3 protein-coding genes and 1 tRNA gene are annotated in these 2,048 nt (G+C 58.1%); 2 read left to right on the forward strand and 2 right to left on the reverse strand.

From position 1 onward, the window contains the following. The coding region (locus tag ACRXB1_RS35125; protein ID WP_449494665.1) for a 2Fe-2S iron-sulfur cluster-binding protein at positions 1 to 277 on the forward strand (277 nt) is incomplete at its 5' end. A 188-nt stretch (positions 278 to 465) separates the two neighbouring features. Next, complete coding sequence (rpsU, locus tag ACRXB1_RS35130) at positions 466 to 678, forward strand: 30S ribosomal protein S21 (RefSeq protein WP_006999077.1); 213 nt, start codon at positions 466 to 468, stop codon at positions 676 to 678. A 313-nt stretch (positions 679 to 991) separates the two neighbouring features. On the opposite strand, the gene ACRXB1_RS35135 is transcribed toward rpsU, so the two are convergent. Both ACRXB1_RS35135 and ACRXB1_RS35140 read right to left on the reverse strand, forming a co-directional pair. Further along, a tRNA-Met gene (locus tag ACRXB1_RS35135) sits at positions 992 to 1,068 on the reverse strand. A 91-nt stretch (positions 1,069 to 1,159) separates the two neighbouring features. Then, the coding region (locus tag ACRXB1_RS35140; RefSeq protein WP_449494666.1) for an oligopeptide:H+ symporter at positions 1,160 to 2,048 on the reverse strand (889 nt) is incomplete at its 5' end.

Raw genomic sequence — 2,048 nt, forward strand, 5'->3', positions numbered from 1 at the left:
GACTGGCGAGACAAGCATCCTGGAAGCGGCGGCCCTCGCCGGATTGCGATTGTCGAGTTCCTGTCGAAATGGAACGTGCCGGGCGTGCCTGTGCCGGCTGAGAGACGGCGATGTACGCTACCGGATCGAATGGCCCGGTCTCAGCGCCGAAGAAAAAGCCGATGGCTGGATCCTCCCCTGCGTCGCAATACCGCTTGCGGATGTAAAAATCGAAGCCGATTGCGAGGAAATTCTCCCTCCCGCCGACACAAAACCCGGCCGCGGACGCGGTTTCTGAGATAGCGAACCGGCTGTCGCCAACACCCAGGGTCCCACAGGATTGTTGTCTTTTATCAATGACCTACGAAGTCATTTGCCAGCGCCGCGGTGCGTCGGATTGTTGAGCCGCCTGCAATGGAAGTCTCAAAAAGTGTACAATTGCATTTCGTTTAATTTTCTGGCAGGGCCAGATCAACTGAGAACTCAATGACTAAAGTATTGTTGAAAGAGAACGAGCCTTTCGACGTCGCCATGCGCCGCTTTCGTCGCACCGTCGAACGTACCGGGCTGATTCAGGAACTGAAGTCGCGCATGGCTTATGAAAAGCCGACTACCGAGCGCAAGCGCAAGAAAGCTGCTGCTGTTGCTCGCCTGCGCAAGCAAATCCGCCGCGCACAGTTGCCGAAGAAATTCTATTGACGTAGTTGTATGGCTCACGGGCCATGCGTGCTACGCGTTGCACTGACGGCATGTTCCTGATGAGATGAACCCGGGCATCGACCCGATGATCAGGTAAGCCGCCCTCCAAAGTCGCGCAATGGCAGGTTGTGGTTATCCCCTGCACTGACGGCCGCGCAAATCCCGAATTGAAGCGCCTGCACAATGTGATCATTGCGCGGGCTTTTGGCGTTGGTTCAGTGGATGCGTGACTTGCGGAAAAAGACTGATCTGCCCAAGATCGGCCGTAAACGCACAAAGCCCGGATGGACCGGGCTTTGTGCGTTTGAATCTTTGGTTGCGGGGGTAGGATTTGAACCTACGACCTTCGGGTTATGAGCCCGACGAGCTGCCAGACTGCTCCACCCCGCGAAAAAGATTATAGCGGGATGGGCATGTGCGGTCAAACGTAATCGAAGATTATTGCAGCTCAATGAAGCAGCGCCGAATCTGCCGTTTGAATCTAGCGCGTCGGCGCAGACGCTGATACCGGCTTCTTTGCCGGATAAGCATCGACGCCGTTACGCGCGGCATCGACACACCGTCGATGCTCTCGCGACAAACGGTTCAAAAGCGGCAGCAACACCACCGCAACCGCCGCCCCGCCCGCTGCGACCCAGCCAAGACCCATGAACAGCGACGTATAAAGCGGCAGTGATTGCAGCGGACCGAGATCGCCCGATGGCATGCGCGCCAGGTTGGCGACCACGCTGCCGAGATACTGCGACACGCCGGTCGCAATGTAATACGCGCCCATCATGAACCCGCTCATACGCATGGGAACGTAGTGCGCGATCATCGCGAGGCCGAGACCGGAGACCAGCAATTCGCCGAGCGAATAGAGCCCGTAGCCTGCGACCATGAACCAGGATGACACGCGGCCATCGACTGCGTATCGGCCGCTGAATGCGAACACAAAAAAGCCCAGTGCCACGACGACGAAACCCAGCGCGTACTTCGCTGCGATCGGCAAGTCGAGGCCCTTGTTCGCGAGGCGCGTGTAGCCGATTGCGAGAAACGGACTCAGCAGCATGATCCAGATTGGATTGAGCGCCTGGAACTGCGCCGCGCTCCACGAGAACAGCGTCATGTTGAAGAGCGTGAACGACGGATCCACGTTGCGCAGCGCGAACAAGGTGAGCGAAGTCGACATCTGCTGGTAGAAGATGAAGAACAGGATCACCTGCAATGTCAGGATCAATGCGGCAAGCAAGCCTGCGCGTTCGCTGCGATCGCACTTCATCAGCATCCAGCCGAAGATGACGAGAACGGCGGCGCCCGCCGCGTACACGCAGATGGCCGCGACCTGTTCGTTCTGAAGCACGAACACGGTCGCCACGCCGAGCGCCACA

The organism is Caballeronia sp. M23-90 (assembly GCF_053574605.1).